At 34.8% G+C, this 18464-nt stretch carries 14 protein-coding genes; 6 read left to right on the top strand and 8 right to left on the bottom strand.

Annotated features, from left to right (window positions below; genetic code table 11):
• Positions 1 to 74: 74 nt before the first annotated feature.
• A complete protein-coding gene (locus tag LUA91_RS02390) occupies positions 75 to 1187 on the bottom strand; it encodes a TlpA disulfide reductase family protein (RefSeq protein WP_231424352.1) in 1113 nt (370 codons plus the stop codon).
• The gene (gatB, locus tag LUA91_RS02385; protein WP_231424351.1) at positions 1187 to 2644 is read right to left on the bottom strand and encodes an Asp-tRNA(Asn)/Glu-tRNA(Gln) amidotransferase subunit GatB; all 1458 of its coding nucleotides are present in this window, start codon (positions 2642 to 2644) and stop codon (positions 1187 to 1189) included. The genes LUA91_RS02390 and gatB overlap by 1 nt, the downstream gene beginning before the upstream one ends.
• Before the next feature lie 144 nt (positions 2645 to 2788).
• Between gatB and LUA91_RS02380 the strand changes: the two genes are divergently transcribed.
• Together LUA91_RS02380 and LUA91_RS02375 are read left to right on the top strand one after the other, a co-directional pair.
• Positions 2789 to 3403: a hypothetical protein gene (locus tag LUA91_RS02380; protein ID WP_231424350.1), complete on the top strand. Its 615-nt coding sequence runs from the start codon at positions 2789 to 2791 to the stop codon at positions 3401 to 3403.
• Positions 3404 to 3526: 123 nt separating this feature from the next.
• Positions 3527 to 4033: a hypothetical protein gene (locus LUA91_RS02375; protein WP_231424349.1), complete on the top strand. Its 507-nt coding sequence runs from the start codon at positions 3527 to 3529 to the stop codon at positions 4031 to 4033.
• 35 nt (positions 4034 to 4068) lie between these two features.
• On the opposite strand, the gene LUA91_RS02370 is transcribed toward LUA91_RS02375, so the two are convergent.
• Both LUA91_RS02370 and LUA91_RS02365 read right to left on the bottom strand, forming a co-directional pair.
• Positions 4069 to 5928: a M1 family metallopeptidase gene (locus LUA91_RS02370; RefSeq protein WP_231424348.1), complete on the bottom strand. Its 1860-nt coding sequence runs from the start codon at positions 5926 to 5928 to the stop codon at positions 4069 to 4071.
• Positions 5929 to 5950: 22 nt separating this feature from the next.
• Positions 5951 to 6904 carry a 3'-5' exonuclease gene (locus tag LUA91_RS02365; protein ID WP_231424347.1) on the bottom strand — a complete coding sequence of 318 codons (954 nt, stop codon included), beginning with the start codon at positions 6902 to 6904 and terminating at the stop codon, positions 5951 to 5953.
• Between the two features lie 183 nt (positions 6905 to 7087).
• On the opposite strand from LUA91_RS02365, the gene LUA91_RS02360 reads away from it, so the two are divergent.
• Together LUA91_RS02360 and LUA91_RS02355 are read left to right on the top strand one after the other, a co-directional pair.
• On the top strand, positions 7088 to 9061 hold the full coding sequence (locus LUA91_RS02360; RefSeq protein ID WP_231424346.1) for a DUF3857 domain-containing protein: 1974 nt from the start codon (positions 7088 to 7090) through the stop codon (positions 9059 to 9061).
• A 1-nt stretch (position 9062) separates the two neighbouring features.
• Positions 9063 to 10970 carry a DUF3857 domain-containing transglutaminase family protein gene (locus tag LUA91_RS02355; RefSeq protein ID WP_231424345.1) on the top strand — a complete coding sequence of 636 codons (1908 nt, stop codon included), beginning with the start codon at positions 9063 to 9065 and terminating at the stop codon, positions 10968 to 10970.
• 142 nt (positions 10971 to 11112) lie between these two features.
• On the opposite strand, the gene LUA91_RS02350 is transcribed toward LUA91_RS02355, so the two are convergent.
• Positions 11113 to 12561: an SDR family oxidoreductase gene (locus LUA91_RS02350; protein ID WP_231424344.1), complete on the bottom strand. Its 1449-nt coding sequence runs from the start codon at positions 12559 to 12561 to the stop codon at positions 11113 to 11115.
• A gap of 209 nt (positions 12562 to 12770) precedes the next feature.
• On the opposite strand from LUA91_RS02350, the gene LUA91_RS02345 reads away from it, so the two are divergent.
• Positions 12771 to 13556, top strand: a complete 786-nt coding sequence (locus LUA91_RS02345; RefSeq protein WP_231424343.1) for a murein L,D-transpeptidase catalytic domain family protein — start codon at positions 12771 to 12773, stop codon at positions 13554 to 13556.
• Here the strand turns inward: LUA91_RS02345 and LUA91_RS02340 are convergent.
• Positions 13553 to 13996 (bottom strand): hypothetical protein, encoded by a 444-nt coding sequence (locus LUA91_RS02340; protein ID WP_231424342.1) that lies wholly within the window; start codon positions 13994 to 13996, stop codon positions 13553 to 13555. The two genes, LUA91_RS02345 and LUA91_RS02340, sit on opposite strands and share 4 nt — an antisense overlap.
• 161 nt (positions 13997 to 14157) lie before the next feature.
• Here LUA91_RS02340 and LUA91_RS02335 point away from each other — a divergent pair, with 161 nt between their 5' ends.
• Complete coding sequence (locus LUA91_RS02335; RefSeq protein ID WP_231424341.1) at positions 14158 to 16008, top strand: DNA topoisomerase 3; 1851 nt, start codon at positions 14158 to 14160, stop codon at positions 16006 to 16008.
• On the opposite strand, the gene LUA91_RS02330 is transcribed toward LUA91_RS02335, so the two are convergent.
• Together LUA91_RS02330 and LUA91_RS02325 are read right to left on the bottom strand one after the other, a co-directional pair.
• Positions 16005 to 16382 (bottom strand): response regulator, encoded by a 378-nt coding sequence (locus LUA91_RS02330; protein ID WP_231424340.1) that lies wholly within the window; start codon positions 16380 to 16382, stop codon positions 16005 to 16007. The two genes, LUA91_RS02335 and LUA91_RS02330, sit on opposite strands and share 4 nt — an antisense overlap.
• Before the next feature lie 147 nt (positions 16383 to 16529).
• Positions 16530 to 18437 carry an AAA domain-containing protein gene (locus LUA91_RS02325; protein WP_231424339.1) on the bottom strand — a complete coding sequence of 636 codons (1908 nt, stop codon included), beginning with the start codon at positions 18435 to 18437 and terminating at the stop codon, positions 16530 to 16532.
• Between the last annotated feature and the right edge of the window lie 27 nt (positions 18438 to 18464).

The following is an 18464-nucleotide window of genomic DNA, read 5'->3' as shown; positions in this document are numbered from 1 at the left end:
TCTGATGTAATTTTCAGTTAAGCCTAAGTTAAGAAATTGTTAACCACTTAAATTAGTTTAACATTGAGTTTCTTTTAACGTAACGTTTTTGCTAAAAATGCATCCAGTTCATCGCCTCTAAGGTTTTTAGCCGCAATTTTTCCAGTAGTATCTATAATGTATGAGGTTGGAATAGCCTGAACCTGATATTTTTTAACCGTTTCTCCATTGAAATCTTTCAATTCTGAAACATGGGTCCACATTAAACCATCTGCTTTGATTGCGCCTAACCAGGCTGCTTTGTCTGTATCTAAAGAAATACCTAAAATGTCGAAATTTTTAGCTTTGTATTTATTGTAAACCTTAACAACATTTGGATTTTCCTGGCGGCAAGGTTGGCACCATGATGCCCAAAAATCAACCAATACATATTTTCCTTTGTAATCTGCTAAGCTTACAGGTTTTCCATCAGCTGTATTTAAAGTAAATGCCGGTGCAACCTGACCAACCTGAACGGTTTTTAATAAAGTCATTTGCTTAACAAAAGTATCAACAGTTGCGTTCCCTTTAATCTCGTCTTTCACCTCATCAGCAAATTTTACCATTTCAGCTTCAAACTCTTGCGGACTCAAAGTATTCATCGCGTAAAAACTAGCTAAAGTTCCTTTGTTATCTGCAGCAAATTTTAAGATTTGAGTATTCAATTGTTTGATATAAGATTCATATCGAGGCTTCATTTCCTCTAAAATGGTTGCTCTATTTTGTGGTTGCGTAGCCACTTTAGCCTCAAAATCAGCTTGTAACTTCTCAGCTTGTTTAGCAAAATTATTTCTAATGGTATTCAGTTCTGATAATTTTTCTACTTCATTGGCGCCAGAGATTTTGTAAGCCATTGTTTTATTAGTTAAATCGGCTTCTAACTTAATTTCATCGCCATTTTTGGCAATTAACATAAACTCATGGTTGCCAATAGAAACACGGAAAAAATCAACTGACGGCGTTTTGCGGATAAATTTAAATTCACCCTTTTCTGATAGATTAGTAGAATCGATGGCCACCATTTGGCTGCTTTGCATTCCATATAAGTAAACTTTCTTTTCCGTTCCGGGATTTTGGAAAGTTCCATCAATTGTAAAACTATCTTTTGGTTTACAAGCTGTAAAAGCAATCGCAATTAATACGATAAGGCTTAAGGTTTTTAATCTCATTATTTTAATTTTTCAAGTATCAATTCATTTAATTTTTTAGCATCTGCTTTGCCTTTGGCCAACTTCATTACATCGCCAACAAACAAACCTAAAACGCCCTTTTTACCTTTTTTATACGCATCAACCTGCTGTGGATATTTATTCAGTACTTCATCGATAAAACCACTTAATTCATCGCTATTTTCAGAAATCAGTAAGTTTAATGATTCTGCTAAAGCTGCAACATCAACATTTTCATTTTCTTCGATAGCTGGTAATAACTGTTGAATGGCAATTTGTTGTGTAAGTTTCTTATCATCAACCATATTTATTGCAGCGCCCAGCTGTTCTGGTTTAACATTATAATCACTAATTGCTATTCCCTTTTCGCTTAAAATAGCCCTAATCGGACCGATTAACCAATTGATTAATGTTTTTTTAGTGTTTACAATTGGCAATGCTTGATTGAAATAAGTAAGTAGATCTATATCTTCGGCAAATAAAGTTGCGTCTGCTTTGCTGATACCGAATTCAATAACCATTTGTTTCGAAATTTCATTTGGTAAAGCAGACATTGCCGATTTAATTTCGGCCAACCAATCATCAGAAATAAAAATGGGCTGTAAATCTGGATCAGAGAAATAACGGTAATCGTTCGCCTCTTCTTTAGTTCGCATTGGCGATGTTGTGCCTTTATCAGCATCAAAATTCAAAGTACTTTGGATAATTATTCCACCATTTGAAATCACCTCCACTTGTCTGCCAAATTCAAAATCCATCGCTCTACGTACGTTACGCATCGAGTTTAGGTTTTTGACTTCGCAACGAGTGCCAAATTCTGCTGAACCATTTTCACGGATGGAAATATTTGCATCGCAACGCAAACTCCCCTCTTCCATATTGCCATCGCTTACGTTTAAGTGGCGAACGAGCTTTCTTATTTCACTTAATAGCGCTGATGCTTCTTCAGCACTGCGAATATCAGGTTCGGTAACAATTTCAATCAAAGGTACACCAGCACGATTTAAATCAACCAATGAGTAATTATCATCCTGATCGTGAATACTCTTGCCGGCATCTTCTTCCAAGTGAATTCTATTAATTCCTATTTTCTTGATGGAACCATCAGCTAATTCCACATCCAAAAAACCATTCACACAAATCGGTTGATTATCTTGTGTAATTTGATATCCCTTTGGTAAATCGGCATAGAAATAATTTTTTCTATCGAAATGGTTGATTTGATTGATGGTACAGTTTAAAGCAAGGCCAATTCTTATTGCTTTGGCTACCACTTCTTTGTTCAATTTCGGCAAAGCTCCGGGCAACGCAAGAGAAACTGTAGATATATTTTGATTAGGTAAAGCCCCGAAAGATGCACTATCAGCAGAGAATATTTTGGTATTTGTATTTAACTGAACATGTATTTCCAGTCCTGAAACGAGTTCGTAATTGTTTTCGGTTGTCCCTAAACTCATATTAGAATGATGCCTTTAAATGTATTGTGCAGGCAAATATAGTTAAAGAATGTTAAAACGGATTGCATCATTTAAACTACTCTGTAATGCTTCTGTCTATTTCAATAATTAACACACACAAGAAACCTATAATTTAAAAACGTTATGAAAAAATTAGTATTATTTGCTGCAATTCTGACGGTTTCATTATTCAGCATTAACAGTGCAAATGCACAAGTTAGTTTGAACATTAACATTGGTCAACAGCCAGTTTGGGGACTAACAGGTTACGATCACGTAGACTATTATTATTTTCCAGATATCGACGCTTATTATAACGTTCCATCTGGTCAGTATATTTATTCTAATGGCGGTCGTTGGGTTTGGGTAAACAACTTACCAAGTCAATACAGAAACTTCAATTTATACAATGCCTATAAGGTTGTTGTAAATGAACCTAAACCATATTTACGAAACAACGTTTATGTAGCCAAGTATAGTAAATTTAAAAACTACAATGGCCGCCAGGCGCTAATCAAAGATAGTCGCGATAGTAAATATTATGTGGTTAAAGGACACCCGAACTACAATGTGAAAAATAATAATAGCAGAGTAATACAGGTTGTTCGTCCTCAAAACAGCAATCGCCCAGCTCGCCAACAAGGAAATGTTAACAGGCCAAATCAACAAGCAAAACCTGGCCAAAGCAATAATCGTGGAAATAATATGAAGGCTGGAAATAATCGCCCTGATAGAAATAACGGCAAAAGCCGCGGATAGTAAATATTTAGCTGTGATTAGAGGGAGTTTCGAAAGGAATTCCCTTTTCTTATATCTCTGTTACAATAGAAATTTTGGCATAGCGTTTGAATTATTTTTACCACACAAAAAAATGAACCGATTATGAAAAAGTTACTCATCATCTCCGCGATTGTAGGTATCGTGGCTTTAACATCTAATCAATCTAATGCTCAAGTAAGCCTTAATGTAAACATTGGGGCGCAGCCGGCTTGGGTTCCTGTTGGTTACCAAAACGTTAATTACTATTATTTACCTGAAGTTCAATCTTATTATTATGTTCCGCAAAGGCAGTTTGTTTATTTAAACGGAAACCGTTGGACAAGGTCTCGCCATTTGCCAGTAAGATATAGAGGTTATAATTTGAGCCATGGTAGAAAGGTTGTGGTTTATGGAAACAATCCTTATCGCAGTTACAATACGCATAGGGTGAGATATTCTAACCATAAAAATGTCTATCGCTCATCTTACGGAGGCGGGTACAATACTGTTAGATATGGAACTCCAAAAAAATATTATAAATCAAAAAATATCAATTACAAACATCATGATAAACGTGGGCCTTCAAGATCATTTTCTAGAGGACACAATTTAAAACATGGAAGACATTAAATAAAAAAAGAGGCTTTAGTCCTCTTTTTTTTTGATCAATTTGCAGAAAATGTATTATCGCTTTTCACTTTATCTGGTACATGGCTACTTCCCATTACCACTTTATTTAGCTTTTTAGCAGTCTGAATTTTAACCTCAACTTGCTTGCTTCCACTCTCCCAGATACCAATGCTATTGTGATTTGTTTCTTTTGAACCATCGCTATAACTCAATGTTAAATCAATTGGCAAGGCTTTGTTGCCTTTATTTTCGATTATTATGGTATATCCGCTATTTGTCTTGTCGACAGATTTAATGGCCATATCTAAAACCCCACCTTCAAAAAACCATGGCTTCCAAAACCAATTTAGATTTTTGCCGCTTCCTTCGTTCATGCTATTAAAAAAATCGTAAGGCATGGGGTGCTTTCCATTCCAGTTTTTGATGTAGGTATGCAGTGCTTTTGTAAATAATTCTTCGCCTAAATAATCCTTTAGATACAAATACGCTAATCCGGGTTTTGGATAAGAATTGGTAAAACTTCCTGATCCTTTTAAATCCGGAGTTAAGGTCATAATTGGAGAATCATCTCTACTTCCTGATGATGAAGCAGTTGGCTGAATGCCATATTCATCTACAATATTTGAATCTATCATTGGAGAAATTAGCCACTCGCCTATTGTAGCCCAGCCTTCGTCCATCCAACCGTATTTAGTTTCATTTATACCCATATAAAATGGGAACATCGTATGAAAAATTTCATGATCAGTTAAGGTAATGGCGTCTTCCCTATTATCGACTGGATTATCATTAACCATCATTGGATATTCCATTTGATCTAAACCATCAAAAATTGTTTCATGGCTGTAAGGAAATGGCCATTTTGGAAATTTATAACTCATTGATTCTACTGTTTTACGGGCAAAATCAATCACTTCATAATAATCTTTATGCTTAGGATTAAAAACAGCATCAACTCGCGTTCTTCTTTTTGTTTTTGGATCAACAACTAAACTGGTCGATTTCCAAAGATAGTGATCACTTAATGCAAACACAAAATCAGTAACATTCTTGGCCTCAAATTTAAACGTATTGAAAGTATTTTGTTTCACTACTTTCTTGCTTGCTAAATCCTGATCTGTAATTACATCTACAACCGCATCATTTTTTTCTGCCCGAACGATACGCTCTACAATTTCCCTTTGGAAAACATCGCTTGTATTTTTTAAATCGCCAGTTGCCCAAACGCTAAGACCGCCCGGAACTGTAATTTCTGCATCAAATTGATCAAAGTCATTGTAAAACTCTTCTGCGCCTGTGTACGGAAATTTATTCCAACCATCAACATCGTCATACACTGCAATTCGAGGAAAAAAATAGGCTACAAAGTGTGAGCCTTCATCAACCTGACCGGTACGCACATGAGAACCCTTGTTTAAAACATAGTGATAATCGATCGAAAAATTGATTGTTTTGCCAGGTAATACTGCAGGAACGGCAACTGTCATATTTGTTCCATCGATTTTAAAGTCATTTAAAGCTTTACCGCTCGCAACCAGTTTTTCAATTTTAACTCCCTCGCCCAAATCAGACTCTGAAATTTTTGATTTTCTTACAGAACCTTTTTTATACAAATTTGGGTAAAGTTTAAACCAAATTTCTTTTAGTGTATCAGGACTATTATTGGTATAAACCACATTAACTTTACCTTTTAGTAAACGTGAAACTGGATTAAAATCTACCTTCAAATCGTACTTAGATGAATTTTGCCAATAATTTTTACCAGGTTTACCAGATACACTTCTGGTTCCCTTTTGATAAGTGTTTTGATAAACAGGTTCAATGGGGAGTTGAACTTGTGCATCTACGCAAACTGCAGAAAACAACAGAACGCAAAATATTTTGAATACTTTCATATTTGTATTTGAGCGTTTTGTATTATTTACCAAACTTCATCTTTAACTGTTCAAGCATATCATTATTAATTGGTTGAGCAGGTTTATCTGGCTTTTGTTGAGGCTTCTGCTGATATTGAGGCTTTGGTGCTGCTGCATTTGGTTGTGGTTTTGCTACACGATTCTCGTTTTTCTTCGCATTAAACTTTGCCCACTCTTCGTCCAATTTCTTTTTAGTATAAAGTGGAAAATCTCCTTGTTTCATCCATGCATAATAACTTGGTTCAACAGAAAATACTTGTTCAGTTGTTTTTCCCTTATGCTTTCCGAAGTTAAAACAAACCTCATTTTTATCATTGTAAACCATTCTGCCAGCAAAATCAACAGGTTTATGAATATTGGTAAATATATGCAAAGCATCAACATCATTAACAACAGGTATACTTTTGTTGCCTTGTTTGTCTTCAAATTCTTTTTCCTTATACATTTCCAGCTGACCAAGCAAAACTTTATACGTTGCAATAACATCAGCCTCTGCTGCGTGTGCATTTACTAAATCTTCCTGGCAATAGAATTTGTAGGCCGCTTTTAATGTACGCTGTTCCATTTGGTGGAAAATATTTTGTACATCAACAAACTTGCGCCCGTTCATATCAAAATCCACATTGGCTCTTAAAAACTCTTCTAAAAGCATTGGAATATCAAATTTATTGGAGTTATAACCTGCCAAATCACTATCGCCTAAAAACTCGGCAATTTCATTTGCCAGCGCTTTAAAGGTTGGTTCGTTTGCAATATCTTCATCGTAAATACCATGAATTAATGAAGTTTGCAAAGGAATTGGCATTTCAGGATTTACACGCCAGGTTTTAACTTCTTCTGTACCATCTGGATGAGCTTTTAAAATGGCTATTTCAACTATTCTATCAGCACCTACATTTATACCAGTAGCTTCTAAATCGAAAAATGCTAACGGACGTTTTAAATTTAATTTCATGTTATTGGATATGAGAAAATAATACAGGATTACACTGTATAAAAAATTTATGTTTACTCAAAAGTGCTAAAAAGGATTGATTTGTTCGTAAAACCCCGTATTAAATTCAAAATTTAATTTTCAAATTATTTCTAAATGTTAAATGCTAGGTTTAAATTGCTGCAATATTTACCAACGCACTCCATGAAAAAAATATTTTTCTTTCTTCTGCTGTCTTCTACCTATCTCACTGTTTTTGCACAGAATTTTGACTTTGGCTCTATTACTTATGATGATTATGAGTTTGATAGAAAAAAGCTTGATAGCAATGCCAATGCAGTTGTACTTAAAGAGTTTGGAACGGCAAGGGTTGAAATTGATGATGCTACCGGAAGACTTGAATTACTTTTTGATTATCATGTAAAAATTAAGATCTACAATAAAGAAGGTTTTGAGAACGCAAATGTTATTGTACCATTATATAAAGATGATTCAAGGGAAGAAACCATTAACGATTTAAAGGCATCGACTTTCAACTATGTTAACGGAAGATTTGTGGAAACCCCAATGGATAAAAAGGCTACTTTTTTCGAAAACCGATCGAAATATACCAAACTTTTAAAATTTACGCTGCCTAATTTGAAAGAAGGTTCTATAATTGAATATAGCTACAGATTAAAATCGCCCAATTTATTCAATTTTAAAACATGGGAATTTCAGTGGAAGATTCCAAAAGTGATTAGTGAGTATTTAGTTTACATTCCTGGTATTTATAATTACAATGTATCGCTGCGTGGTTATCAAAAACTAACTGATCAAAAGGTAGAATTGGCTCGAGAATGCCTAAGACTCAATGGTGCAAATATCGACTGCTCGAAAATTACTTACTTAATGAAAGATATTCCGGCATTTATTGAGGAAGATAATATGACCGCTCCAAGTAATTTTAAATCAGCCATATATTTTGAACTTTCTGATGTAACCAACCCTTCAGGTGCTAAAACATCATATACTAAAACATGGAAAGATGTAGATTATGAGCTTACCAGCGATAAATCTTTTGGATCTCAAATGAAACGAAAAGATTTTTATAAAGAAATTGTTCCGGCGATTGTAAAGGATGCTCCGGACGACTTAACGAAAGCGAAAGTCATTTTCCAGTATATCAAAAAGCAAATTAAGTGGGATAATTATTATGGAATTTATTGTGCAGATAACATTAAAAAATCATTCGATAACCGATCAGGAAACGTGGCTAATCTTAACTTGAATTTAATTGCTGCACTATCGGCTGCCAATCTCGATGCTGAAGCTGTGATATTATCAACAAGGGAAAATGGAATCATTAACAAACTATATCCGGTAATTTCTGATTTCAATTATGTTGTGGCAAAATTAAATATTGGCGACAAGAGTTACATGCTCGATGCCACAGAACCACTTTTACCATTTGGATTGTTGCCTCTACGCTGCATGAATGATCAAGGTAGAGTGATAAATCTTAAAAAACCATCTTATTGGATAGATTTAAAAGCAAGCCAAAAAACGGTTACCAATTATATTTTAAATGGAAAATTAACCAATGATGGCAAAATAGTTGGAACGTTAACCACTATATCTCAAGGCTATGCAGCTTATGCTAAGAGAAAAGAAATTAAAAAATACAGCTCGCCTGATGAGTATGTAGAAAAATTAGATGATCGATTGGTTAAAATTAAAATTTCGGAGCATGAAATTAATAATTTAGATAGCGTAGATAATCCCCTTACCGAAAAATATGAAATCGAATTTACAGTAAATGATGGTTCCAATAAAAAAGAGTTTTACTTAAGTCCGTTTTTCATTAATGCAATTTCTAAAAATCCATTTAACTTAAATGTGAGAACATATCCTGTCGATTTAGGCGCAGCATCTGATGAACGGATTATCATCAACATTGATTTGAAAGATAAATACAGTTTATTAGAAAAGCCTAAGAATTTAGCTATTGCCTTACCAAACAGTGGTGGTAAATATTTGCTACAAACACAATTAGATGAAAATATTCTTTCATTAAGTCAGATATTACAGTTTAATAATGCTGTTTATCAACCAGAAGAATATCCTTTTTTGAAGGAGTTTTACAGTAAAATCATCCAGAATCAAAAGGTAGAATACCTATTAAAAAGAGCAGACTAATATGAAATACACATTAGTTCTTATTAGCCTCTTGGCAATTTTTAATGGAGCATTTGCTCAAGATAATTATGATGTAGATTTAATACCTGGTGCGTTAAGAAATAGAGCAAACTCTTGCATTAGAAACGAAGAAACAGTTGTTGATATGCGTGCGCCAGAAAACGTGATGGTAACCGTTAAAAGAGCCATTACTGTTTTTAATGAGAATGGTGAAGACGAAGCCCGGTTGGTATTGTACTACGATAAAAATACTTCTATCAAAGCAATTAAAGGGGAAGTTTACAACGCGGTAGGCAAACCCATTAGTAAATTTTCGCAAAGTGATTTTAGCGATATGAGTGTTGCCGATGGATTCTCGTTGTTTGTTGATAGCCGTGTAAAGCATTATTTGCCGAACATAAATCAATATCCATATACCATCGTTTATAATTATGAGATCAGGAACAAGCAAAACTTAATTATTCCAAGATGGATTCCAAAGCCTGGTGATGATGTTTCGGTTGAGCGGAGTTCGTATACCTTTATTTCGAAGCCAACTGATGATGTTCGTATAAAAACCCTCAATTTTACTGGCGAACCAGAAGTAACAATTGACGATAAACAGAAGAAGATGATTTGGAAAACCAGCAACATTCTGGCTGTTAAAACCGAACCATTTAGTCCTGACCCAGAAACATACAGAACAAGTGTTCAAATTGCCCCAAAACAGTTTACTTATTATAATCACAAGGGAAGTTATCAAAATTGGGAAGAACTGGGTAAATGGGTTTATAACGATCTGATTAAACAACGTAATACGCTGGCTCCTACAACAATCTCAATGGTAAAGGATTTAGTTAAAAATGAAAAATCCGATAAAGATAAAGCCAGAAAAATTTATCAATATTTACAGGAAAAAACACGATATATCAGCGTTCAGATAGGTATTGGTGGTATGCAGCCAATTGCAGCAAGTGAAGTAGATCGTTTGGGTTATGGCGATTGCAAAGCACTGGTAAATTACATGCAAAGCTTATTAAAAGCAGTAGATATTGATTCTTATTATTGTATTGTTGAAGCGGGTAATGAAAAAGTTAGTGTCGATCCTCAATTTGCAGATTTGGCTCAAGGCAACCACATTATTCTATGTTTGCCATTAAAAGGTGATACGATATGGTTGGAATGCACCAATCAGAAAATTCCTTTTGGTTATTTAGGCGATTTTACGGATGATCGTTTGGTTTTTGCCTGTACACCTGAAGGCGGTAAATTGCTCCGAACACCTAAATTAACTGCCCAAAATAATCTTCAGGTGAGGAAAGTTAGTTTGAACATTAAAGATGATGGTACGGCTAATGGCAATATGAATACAGTTTTTTCAGGATCACAATATGATAATTCAGAATCAATAATAGGGAAATCGCTAATTGAGCAACAAAAATTTCTTAAAAATTCTTATAATATTGATAACATTGATTTTGAGAACATTACTTATTTACAACAGAAAACCGAAAATCCAAAAGTTATTGAAGATATTAAAGTAAATCTGCGTCATTATGCAAACATTAATAACGGTAAAATGTACCTGCAATTGAATGCTTTTAATGTTACACGATCCATCCCAGAGATTAAGGCAAGAAGACTTCCTGTTTACATTAATAGAGGTTATACAGATGAAGACACCATAATTTACTCTCTTCCAGATAACATATCTACTGATTTTATTTTACCACTGAAAAAGAGTTTCGAGAGCGATTTTGGAACTTATGAATCGAATGTTAGTCTTGATGGAAAAAAATTAATCTATCACAGAAAAATCAAGATTATTGATGGAACTTTTCCTGCTGAAAAATATGCTTTATTTTCTAAATTCATGAGCGATGTCAATATGGCTGATCATCTAAAACTGATGCTTAGCTTAAAAAAATAATTCCAAGAGTAATACCAATGATCATGATTAGGTACATTAATATTTCTGTACTGGCAAAGCGCTTGTATTTTGTCCAGAAGGAGTAATCGTTATCTTGATTTGGCATTTTCGAAACTTGAAATGCAAAAATAACAAAATTGCTTTATGTTTTGGGCTGATAAGTGGTAATCTCTCTGGCCATCCCTTTAAATAATACAATATGAAAAGGCCACATGGCATACCAATACATGCGGCCCCACAAACCTCTTGGTCTAAAAGTAGCAACCTGCGATAAAAACGCCTGACCATGAAATTCGATTAGTTTCAATTCCAGCCAAGCTTCCCCCGGAACTTTCATTTCAGCATAGAGCAATAACCTTTTATTCTTACGATCAGCTAAAAGTACCCGCCAAAAGTCGAGTACATCACCAGCCTGAAGATCTACATTACTTGTTCTGCCTCTTCGAGTGCCCACGCCACCGAAAATCTTATCTAAAAAACCCCTAAGCTGCCACAACCAATCCATAAAATACCAACCTCTACTCCCACCAATACTCCAAATATTTTCAAAAACTTCTTCTGCTTTGCGATCAAATGGCATTTTCACTTTGTATTCGAGGGTACCGTTTTGCGGCACTTTTATTTGATCCATGAAATCAGTTTGAAGATATCCCCTATTTAAAGCATCTTTCCAACTTGAAACAATAGAATTCTGGTCTATTTTTTCAAAAGCCAAATGCAGAGCTTCCGAATAGGTTAAACACTGTCTGGGTACAACATTTTTTATCCTATCATCTTTACAAACTACCTCATTCTTCATACTATCTACCAAACTTCTTGCTAATGAATATGGAACCGGAGTAATAAGGTTTAGCCAAAGTGATGATAATTTAGGTGTAAGAACAGGAACGGTAATAATCCATCTTTTGAGACCACGTTCATTGGCATATCCCAGCAACATATCTCTGTAAGTTAATATATCTGGTCCACCAATATCAAATGTTTCATTAAAGGCTTTTTCATTATGTAAAACACCCATCAAATAGCCAAGCACATCGCGAATTCCTATTGGCTGACATTTAGTTTTCACCCATTTGGGTGCCACCATTACCGGGATTTTTTCTGTTAAATCTCTTATAATTTCAAAAGACGCACTGCCTGATCCAATAATTATAGCCGCTCTTAAAATTGTACAAGCGATACCTGATGATTTTAATTCTTCTTCTACAGCCAGGCGTGAGCCTAAATGCTTGGATAAATGCTCATCATTGGCAATGCCAGTTAGATAAATAATTTGCTTACAGTTCGTTTTTTTTATAGCATTTGAAAAATTTTCTGATGATTTCTTTTCCAAATCAGAAAACCCTTCTTCACTGGATGACATCGAGTGAACCAGATAATATGCTGCATCAATATCATTAGGAATTTCAGTTAACGTATCAACATTTAATAAATCGCCACTAATGATTTGAACTTGATCAGTTAAATCAGACTGTGCTGCAAATCTGCGTTTATCCCTAACCATACAAACTACCTGATGCCTTTCATCCAATAACAATGGCAGCAACCTTGTACCTATATAACCATTAGCACCAGTAAGTAGTATTTTCATTAGGTAATAATTTATATAACAACACATTAAGTTGCCTTTTGTTACCAAATTCAGATGTTCAATTCCTAAATCAGCATTCTTGATAGCTCTATTATCATCTACAAAGTCATTTCTGAGTAAAACAAGACGTATTATTAAATCTACACTAAATTTCAGGCAACATTTTTTTTGTTTGATCGTATATAGTAGTATAAACCAAACATTTTTGTATGAATAAATACATTTTGGGCATTGCTGCTATTGTTCTAGCATTAATAAGCATTGTCGGAACCAGTTGGAAAGCGGTGGAGAAACCACAAACACAACAACAAGCGCTACTTAATATAGCTGCAGATAGTATTTACAATCAATACATTTTAAATTTATATCAAGCTGCTCATTTAGATTCAGCAGGCTTAAGTGAGCAAGTTTTTGAGAAAGCATTAACGGGTTATTACAACATGAAATATTCTGGTTTATTGCAGGATAAATCTATTTTAACCATTGCAGATTTCGATCAGGAAAGTTCCAAAAAACGTTTATATATTATTGATCTGGAGAAAAAGGAATTAATTTTAAATACCTGGGTGGCTCATGGTCAGAATAGTGGCGGTGATAAACCCTCCTATTTTTCTAATACTCACAATTCAAATCAAAGTAGTTTAGGTTTTTATCTTACTGGTGAAGTTTATTTTGGGAAACACGGCAGATCGTTAAAGTTAGATGGAATGGACCAGGGATTTAACAGCAATGCAAGGGATAGAGCTATAGTAGTTCATGGTGCCAATTATGTTTGTCAGGAAACCATTAATCAGCTTGGTAGATTGGGAAGAAGTCAGGGCTGCCCTGCTGTACCAACGAAATTGGCAAACAAGGTAATTGATGCCATTTCCGATCGTACTCTTTTGTTTATAAATAATTCCGATCAACAATACCGTTCATCATTTTTAAATGAAGCCTTGGCATCAAGCGTAGCTTTGAATTACAATAAAATATTTACAGCACAAATGGATTAATAAATTTTAAGATTAGTATTATTCAGGTTTCGAGGTAAAATTTTGATAAAAAACCATTCTAAACCTGATAAAAAATCCCAGACCCAACGGTTGCTATCTTTGTCTTGCTCACCGCAATCTACAACTTCAGCTCGTTCTAAAAGCTTATTTACAAAATTGTTTAATGGTTTAAGCTTGATGAATTTATTAAATTTAAGTCCAAGATAATCACAATAAACGTGGACCAATATTTCGACAATTAAGGAATTATCTGAAATCTGCAGGTTTTTCTGGAACTGATCTTTATAATCAGCCTTAATAGTTTGCACAAGCAATCTAAATCTTTCATTCGCCTTGCCATCTAAAAAACGCCATAATTCAGCATTGCTAAAAACCCTAATAATGCCATCATTAAGTTCAACTTTTATTTTACAATGCTCTAGCTCATAAATTCTCTCCATCAAAATTAAGATTCTGGTATCATTATTTTGTTACTAATATTGCATTTCAAACAGCTTAAGGTCGAAAATGTTTAATCATCAAGCAATTAGCATGTGAGTAAAATTTTAGTTTTTAAACGATTATTTTAGTCATCTTTGAGGTTGAAAAATAAGCCCAATTCATGAAGATTGTTATTGCAGAAAAGCCCTCTGTTGGTCGGGAACTTGCTAAAGTTTTCGGTGCAACTACTAGGAAAGATGGATATATCGAAGGCAAAGGATATTCATTTACCTGGGCTTTTGGACATTTACTTCAGTTGGCACCGCCACAAGATTATGGTTTTATTGGATGGAGGAAACAACATTTACCCATGTTGCCAGCCAAGTTTAAGTTAGCCGTAAGAAAAATAAAAACAAAGGATGGATTTGTGGAAGATCCGGCGGTTCGTAAACAGTTGGATACCATTAAACGCCTTTTCGATGAAGCAACCGAAATTATTGTGGCAACAGATGCCGGGCGTGAAGGAGAATTAATTTTCAGATACATTTACTATTATTTAAAATGTAAAAAGCCATTTAAACGCCTTTGGATATCATCACAAACAGATGAAGCCATTAAAGATGGTTTTAGAAACCTGAAACCGGGTACAGATTACGATACGTTATTTAATTCAGCACATTGTCGCTCAGAATCAGATTGGTTGGTTGGCATGAATGCTACACAGGCCCTGAGTATTTCTGCCGGAAATAGAACCGTACTGTCATTGGGAAGAGTTCAAACCCCAACACTTGCAATGATTTGTGCCCGCTTTTTGGAAATCAAGAATTTTGTTCCACAAACCTATTATCAAATCAGCATTCAACTGATAAAAGATGAGCAAACTTTCAAAGCCGTTTCAACATCGAATTACAAAGATAAAGAGGAAGCTGAAAAACTTTTTGCATTAGTTGAAGATGTCGCCTCAGGTTTTTCAACAGGTGGAAATATTACCGTTGTTGAGGCAAAACCGAGGAAAGAACCACCGCCCCTTTTACATGATTTAAGTAGTTTGCAACAGGAAGCCAACAAAAAGAAAGGCTACACCGCTGATCAAACCTTGAATATTCTACAAAATTTATACGAGAGTAAATTGGTTTCTTACCCACGTACTGGATCGAGATATATTGGCGATGATGTTTTTGCAGGAGTGCCAGAATTGATAACCAAATTTAGTAATCATCCTGATTTTGGCAAACAGGCACAATACCTTCAAACGATAAGTTTAAATAAACGAAGTGTTAATGCAAAGAAAGTAACTGATCACCATGCGGTTTTACCTACCGGTGTGGAAGCATATGGTTTAAGTAGCGATAAGCAAGCGGTTTACGATATGGTTGTTGGACGAATGATTGAAGCATTTCATCAGGAGTGTTTAAAGGAAATAACTAAAATTACTGTTCAATCTGGTCTTACTTTCATTGCCAATGGAACAGTAATTCGTTCTGCTGGCTGGCGTTCTGTTTTTAATGAAACAGAAGACGATAAGAAGGATGAAGATAATGCCGCATTACCGAAAGTTGCTGTGGGTGAGCAACTTCCGATTGTAGAAAAATCATTGCTGGAAAAACAGACCAAGCCAAAATCAATGTATAATGAAGCATCACTTTTAAAAGCGCTTGAAACCTGTGGCAAGGAGATTGAGGATGAAGAGTTGCGTTATGCCATGAAGGATAGCGGTTTAGGAACACCAGCAACCCGTGCATCAATTATAGAAACTTTAATAACAAGAGAATATATTACACGTGAAAAGCGTAATCTTCTTCCAACTACTAAGGGTTTGGCCGTTTACGAAGTAGTTAAGGATAAGCAAATTGCACAGGCAGAATTAACCGGACAGTGGGAGAAACGATTGGAAGAAATCCGGTCAGGATCGTCAGTTAAAGATTTTAAATTTGAAATAACTGAATATACCAAAATGATTACCAATGAATTATTGATTGCTGGTGCAAGTATTTCCGGAAAGTTGGAAGATAAAAAGTTAGAAAAGGTTTAGCCAAATACTTCTTTTAAAATCTGTTCAATTGCAATGCCCATGTTTTCCCCTTTTTGGATGAAACCAATAGCTCCGGCTTCAAGATACTGTTGTTGCAATGTAGCTTTGTCATTGCCGGTGAACATGCAAACCTTAATTTCTGGCTGTATTGTATGAACTTTTTTAACTGTTTCGGGGTTACTATCTCCCCTTGGCATATTAATATCTAATAGCAATAAATCGAATTCAGTTTGGTTTAGCAACTCAAAAGTATCTGGAAAATTTGTTGTTTCCGAAATATTTGGCGATTCAAGCAGTTTTTTAAAAAACCCTTTCATCACCATTCTCATCAATTCACTATCATCTGCAATTAAAACTCTAATTCCTGCTTTCATTTGAATATTGTTATTGTCAAATCATCATTAATTATAATGATATATATAACACAGTTTTTTGCCTAGATAGTTTAGCAAATTTACAGCGATAAAATAAATCTGGGATGACTTAACCAAATGTAACGATTTCTTCGATAATTTAACTTATTAGCCATTCATAAATTCCCAAGCACTATGGTAAGCATTTAATTTTTCTGCATATTCGATAAAATCTGCATAGAATTTAGATTTCGAAAGTGTGGCGCTGTCACCGATTATCACTAATTTTTTCCTTGCTCTGGTCATGGCTACATTCATCCTTCTCGTATCTGATAAAAATCCGATTGAGTTTTGAGCATTACTACGCGTTAAGCTGATGTAAACAATATCTCGTTCCTGACCTTGAAAACTATCAATAGTATTTACAGCAATTTTATCTTGATGAGTAATTAACATTTCGTTTTCTTCAACCAATGTTTTTAAGAACTGAATCTGTTGTTTGTAAGGGGAAATAATTGCTATTGATGGAAAGTTGATAATATTTTTTGATTCTATTTCTTTTACCAAAGCAGTTAAATGAGTTACTAAAAAAGCCGCTTCATCAGGATTTGTAGTACTTGTGCCATCCAGTTTCTCATCAAAACTACAACCAGCAGTATCAATAAAAGTTAGTGGTTTGTCATTTGCAAAAAGTAAATGATTGGCTACAACACGATGTGCTTTTAGCTGGTTATTATAAAAGACTTTAGACGAGTAATTCATAATATGCTGATGCATCCGATACTGCTCGTTTAAAAGCACAACAGCTTCAGGATGAATGCCAACTAATTTTTCTAGTAAAGTTTTACTTAATCCACTGTTTCCGGCTTCATGTGATTTTATCGTAGGCGATAATTGAAAATGATCCCCTGCTAAAATTACTTTTTGTGCCTTTAGAATAGGTATCCAGCAAGCTGGTTCCAAGGCTTGTCCGGCCTCATCAATAACTACTGTATTATATTTTAAATTTCGAACGGTGTAATGATTAGCTCCAACTAAGGTGGCGGTTATAATTTGGGCTTTACTAAACAGATTATCGATAATGTATTGTTCATTTTTTTCTACTTCTCTGCCAATTTTATGTGCTTCATCAAACAAAGCTTTACGCTGATCCCGCTCCGCCTTTCCAAAACTTCGCTTATATTTATGAGCCATATTCTTGTATTCATTGGCTTGTTTTTTAAGCGATTTAATGGTCTTCATGTCTGGGTGATCAGCCATTTTATGATCTAACGTTGATGCCAGCAAACGTTCTGATACTCTAGCCGGATTACCTACACGAATCACGTTTAAGCCCTCATGAGCTAGTTTTTCTGTCAATAAATCAACAGCAGTATTACTTGGTGCAACAACTAAAATCTTTTGATTGTTATGTTTGATCAATGATTTGATGGCTTGTACCAGCGTTGTGGTTTTTCCGGTACCCGGAGGACCATGAACAATTGCTAAATGATCAGCAGTGATAATTTTATTCACGGCCAGTTGCTGCGATTCATTTAACTGATCTGAAATAATAAACTTTTCTTCATTTTGGAACGATGGCTTTGCTCCTGTAGTCAATATTTTTACGAGTCGATTTTCTTTATTTTCTCCGATATTTATAGCTTGTTTCAGTGCATTTTGCATTTCATCATAACTATTATTATCGAAAAGTAAGTCAACACCAAGCTTTCCATCTTTCGTCCAATCAGGTAATTCATCAACCCTGAAACTGATTTTCATTTTACTACCAGTTTGGTGGGTAATTGTTCCTTCCAGTTTATCTACTTTAGGATCGTGATTGGAAAATAGAACTACAGCAGATCCAAACCTGAATTGATGCGAAAAATCTTGATGAGTGGTACGTTCTAATTCAACCGTTAAATAATCGCCTCTGCCTATCTCATTATTTCGGATAGCAATCGGATACCAAGTTAATCCCAAATTACGGCGATCAGCTGCAGATGTATTCTCGGTAATTTTTAAATAAGATTGTAAATCTGCTTCACGCTCAATATTTAACAGCGCTTGAAGTTTATTAAAATATTCTTTTGGCAAGGATGGATTGTATTAATTGTTTAATTG

Origin of the sequence: Pedobacter sp. Leaf250 (genome assembly GCF_920984735.1) — a bacterium.
Taxonomy (GTDB): Bacteria; Bacteroidota; Bacteroidia; order Sphingobacteriales; family Sphingobacteriaceae; genus Pedobacter.
Note: the sequence above shows the minus strand (reverse complement) of the source record. Positions and strands in the feature narration are given on the sequence as shown.